This window comes from uncultured Maritalea sp. (assembly GCF_937139385.1).
Taxonomy (GTDB): Bacteria; Pseudomonadota; Alphaproteobacteria; order Rhizobiales; family Devosiaceae; genus Maritalea; species Maritalea porphyrae_A.
Genome location: NZ_CAKZPW010000352.1, coordinates 1 through 4044, shown reverse-complemented (window position 1 = coordinate 4044; position 4044 = coordinate 1). Strand labels below are relative to the sequence as shown.

Genomic DNA, 4044 nt, shown 5'->3' with positions numbered 1-4044 from the left:
ATGTTTCATGACGACGCCGTGCGCGCGGCCGAGAATCCGGCGCAACGCTGGCGATTGAATCCTCTTTGATCCATACGCTTAATCGAGGTTTTAAACTGACGGGGCGGCTGGGTGACACGATGAAGGAATCTGCTGAAATCGCCTATAGCTATGTGATTGCCCATCTCAAGGACTACGGTTGCGATCTCGATTTTTTCGATATGAGTATGGTGCATTTGCATGTACCCGAAGGTGCAACGCCAAAAGACGGACCGTCTGCGGGTGTCGGCATGGCAACAGCGATTGTGTCAGTGATGACCGGTATTCCTGTGCGCAATGACGTGGCTATGACAGGAGAAATCACCCTGCGTGGCCGTGTGCTGCCGATTGGTGGTTTGAAAGAGAAGCTTTTGGCCGCACTTCGGGGGGGAATCAAAAAAGTATTGATTCCCGAAGAAAATGTGCGCGATTTGGTCGATGTGCCTGACATTGTGAAAGAGGGGCTTGAGATTGTGCCTGTTTCGAAAATGGAAGATGTGATTGCCCATGCATTGGTGGAAGCACCAAAAGCAATCGAATGGGACTTTGAGGCTTATGCTGAAAGCCTACGTCAGCAACGTGATTCTGCGGCGAATCTGACTGCCCATTAACTTTTGCGCTAAGTAAAATGCATATTTGAGGGCCGGGACATTGTTTCCGGCCCTTTTTTTTGGCGAAAAACGCCTGAAAGCACCGGATTTCCTTGCTTTAGTCTTAGAATCGAAGAAATGTAACTCGCGCATACTCAGGCAAATAGCCATGGGTTTAGATATGAGGATAGTTAAATGAACAAAAATGATCTGATTGCTGTTGCTGCAGAAAAAGCAGGCATCACCAAAGCTGACGCCGCTTCAGCCGTTGACGCAGTATTCGATGCAATCGAAGGCACATTGAAAGATGGTAGCGAAGTTCGCTTGGTTGGCTTCGGTACTTTCTCTGTATCACACCGTAAAGCAACAAAAGGCCGCAACCCTGCAACTGGCGCAGAAATTGATATTGCTGCGACGAACGTGCCTAAATTCAAGCCTGGCAAGCAGCTCAAAGAAGCTGTGAACGGCAAGTAACAAAAAAAATTGCATTTTTTTGAAGGTCTCGATGAAAATCGGGACCTTTTTTGTTGACGTAGCGTTTGATACGAATTAAACGATGCACACCTCATTAAGAGGGCGATTAGCTCAGTTGGTAGAGCGCTTCGTTTACACCGAAGATGTCGGGAGTTCGAGTCTCTCATCGCCCACCATTCTCTCTCAAAATTTCACAACTCAGAATTCTCAATAATCGCTTAGTCGATTGTTTTGATTTGTCTTTTCTGCGTCTTGTCGCCAAAAGTCAGGCGGAGTGGGGGCTTTTTGATGTTCTTTGCATGGATTGTAAAAAAAGCATCATAAAGTGCGATTTATGTGCTTGACTTGAGCCTAGATCACTCTTAAACAACGCACATCTTCAGCGGATCTCAACGATACGCGAAACGTTGGGGGTGTAGCTCAGTTGGTTAGAGCGCTGGCCTGTCACGCCAGAGGTCGCGGGTTCGAGTCCCGTCACTCCCGCCATTTTTTTTCATGGCATTGTGAACTCTTTGGCCTCGAACTTCGTGTTCTTGGCAAACCTGTTGTTGACCGCATTCCTTACCAGTATTGAACAAATTGCATCATGGCGCGATTGCCCCATTGTTGCCACAGCTCTATCGCGAAATTGCCTGCTTGTTAGTAGATACTTAACCAACTGATGAGTTTAGCGCGCGATTTGACGATTGTGATGCCACTAAACATTGATTCAAATGGTATGCTTCCTACATCGGTTTTTTAACTTTGAGCATGGTTATCCACGGAGGCCAAAATGACTATATTGAAGAAAATTTCTATTGCCGCTCTTGCGGGTGTTGCAATGAGTGCAGCTGCTTTTGCAGCAGATCCTGTGACGAACTACGCAAGTGATCCTTCGGCTGCATACGCAACATCTGGTTTTAACTGGGATGGCTTTTATGTGGGCCTAAACACGGGCTACGTGAACACTGGTACGGCTGAATGGGCTGTTGGCGGTGTTACGGGTCTGAATATCCAAGATGGCGCGCTTGTTTATGGTGCAGAACTTGAAGTGAATGCCTTGGTGGCCAGTGGCGCATTTACTGGCGCGATGTCTCAAGCGAGTGCACGTGCTGGTTATTTGGTGAGCGACGATATGCTTGTTTATGGCGTTGGCGGCGGTGGCTTTGACAAAGGGGCGGGAATTGGCCTTGTTGGCGCAGGAATGGAATTTGCTTTGACCCAAGAGGTAACTCTTGGTGCGGAGTACAATTACCTGTTTAATTCTGGCGGCGGTTTGGGCCACGAAATTGACGGCAAGGTTCGCTGGTACTTCAACTAGCACGACCAAACTGAATTAGAATATTGGCCGTTGCATTTGTTTGCAGCGGCCATTTTGTTTGTAGGGAGCTTGAGATCGATAAAGTGTTACTCATCTCGGAGCAGCAAAACCACGCCCGCCGGATCGGATGTCCAGCGTCCATTATTGTCTTCTATTTCTTCTAACTCATCTCTGGCCGGACCGCCGAGTGCCAATAGCGCTTCGTCAGGTGAGGGGGTGAACAGTTCAAGCCAGATATCTGTTTGGCTTTGCTTCTCGACGCGATCGATCCACAAAGTCATCGCGCCAAATTCAAAGGCGATACTATTTGGGGTCTTGCGAGTTTGTCTTAGTCCGACTTTGTCGCGGTAAAACGAAACAGTTTCCGCCCATTTGAATGACGGCACTTTCATCGCAATGTTTTTGCCTGGTTCTATTTTTGGTTTGTCCATGTTTGCCCACCTCATTGTTTGCCGATCAATTGGTAAAGCAATGTTTGTTTGTAGGGAAGAACTGGAAAGACGTGAGAGCACCTGCCCATAATAAGGGTGGAAGCTATGCACAAAGCCATGTTCGAATTGAGTTGGTGCTATCAATTTGTGCGAATCAAGTGTTGGCGAGTGGCGTAATTTGGGTGGCTTTTAATATGAGTATTATATTCATATTTATTTGAAATGATTGATTTTTCTCAAGCATGTGGGAATCAGGCTAGAAAGATCGCGTGGGACAATAATTCCTCTTGAATCGTGCAAACCGCTACGTTAAGCCGTAGCAACGATGAATTGGGCCGAAATGTGACTTTGGTTCATGCATTTTAATTCCTAGGCTGGATTACCCAGTCAACACTAAAGGCAAGGCAATTATGAACGAATTGCTCCTCAATTATCTGCCTGTAATTATCTTTATCGGGCTATCTGCCGTTATCGGCCTCGCGCTTTTGGTAGCGCCTTTCCTTATCGCTGTAAAAAATCCAGACCCTGAAAAAGTATCTGCCTACGAATGTGGTTTTGATCCTTTTGATGATGCGCGCATGAAATTCGATGTGCGGTTCTATCTGGTTGCGATTCTTTTCATCATCTTCGATCTCGAAGTTGCTTTTCTCTTTCCGTGGGCTGTTGCCTTCAAAGGGGTGGGCTGGTTCGGCTTCTGGGCAATGATGATTTTCTTGGGCGTTTTGACCATCGGCTTTGTTTATGAATGGCGTAAAGGGGCTCTGGAATGGGATTGAGTAACGATTCAACTTTGGTTGCGCCGCAACCAAAGGGCATTATCGATCCAAAGACGGGTAAGCCGCTTGGATCGAATGATCCGTTTTTCCTCGATATCAACGATCAATTGGCCGACAAAGGCTTTTTGGTTACCACGACCGACGACCTGATCAACTGGGCGCGGACGGGTTCATTGATGTGGATGACGTTTGGTTTGGCGTGTTGCGCTGTTGAGATGATGCATACATCTATGTCGAGATATATGCTGCGGAGCACGATACGGATGACAGTGCCCAGCAGTGCCTGGTGTATCAATCTGCAGCGGTAGAGGCGGTGGTCGAAGATTTGATGACCACCTATGCCGCTATAGACGCGAGCTATATTCCCTCGCTGGACTGGGCGGATGAGGGCACCGAATGGCTCGCTGCTTACAGCCTTACCAACATCATCAGCGAACCGACAGCAGTGAATGAAT

General features: G+C 47.5%; 5 protein-coding genes, 2 tRNA genes and 1 pseudogene. 7 read left to right on the top strand and 1 reads right to left on the bottom strand.

Annotated features, from left to right (window positions below; all coding sequences use genetic code 11):
* Positions 1 to 47: 47 nt before the first annotated feature.
* The 5 genes from Q0231_RS14355 (at position 48) to Q0231_RS14335 (ending at position 2382) form a co-directional block, all read left to right on the top strand.
* Positions 48 to 629 (top strand): S16 family serine protease, encoded by a 582-nt coding sequence (locus Q0231_RS14355; protein ID WP_299348466.1) that lies wholly within the window; start codon positions 48 to 50, stop codon positions 627 to 629.
* 174 nt (positions 630 to 803) lie between these two features.
* Positions 804 to 1082 carry an HU family DNA-binding protein gene (locus tag Q0231_RS14350; protein WP_269394145.1) on the top strand — a complete coding sequence of 93 codons (279 nt, stop codon included), beginning with the start codon at positions 804 to 806 and terminating at the stop codon, positions 1080 to 1082.
* Between the two features lie 100 nt (positions 1083 to 1182).
* A tRNA-Val gene (locus Q0231_RS14345) sits at positions 1183 to 1258 on the top strand.
* A 233-nt stretch (positions 1259 to 1491) separates the two neighbouring features.
* A tRNA-Asp gene (locus Q0231_RS14340) sits at positions 1492 to 1568 on the top strand.
* Positions 1569 to 1854: 286 nt separating this feature from the next.
* On the top strand, positions 1855 to 2382 hold the full coding sequence (locus Q0231_RS14335) for an outer membrane protein (RefSeq protein ID WP_269394146.1): 528 nt from the start codon (positions 1855 to 1857) through the stop codon (positions 2380 to 2382).
* An 86-nt stretch (positions 2383 to 2468) separates the two neighbouring features.
* Here Q0231_RS14335 and Q0231_RS14330 read toward each other — a convergent pair whose 3' ends face one another.
* Complete coding sequence (locus Q0231_RS14330) at positions 2469 to 2813, bottom strand: hypothetical protein (protein ID WP_299348461.1); 345 nt, start codon at positions 2811 to 2813, stop codon at positions 2469 to 2471.
* A gap of 410 nt (positions 2814 to 3223) precedes the next feature.
* Here Q0231_RS14330 and Q0231_RS14325 point away from each other — a divergent pair, with 410 nt between their 5' ends.
* A complete protein-coding gene (locus tag Q0231_RS14325; protein WP_269394148.1) occupies positions 3224 to 3589 on the top strand; it encodes an NADH-quinone oxidoreductase subunit A in 366 nt (121 codons plus the stop codon).
* Positions 3580 to 3831, top strand: a pseudogene (locus Q0231_RS14320) (NADH-quinone oxidoreductase subunit B); the annotation flags it as partial. The gene Q0231_RS14325 and the pseudogene Q0231_RS14320, both read left to right, overlap by 10 nt.
* Positions 3832 to 4044: the final 213 nt, after the last annotated feature.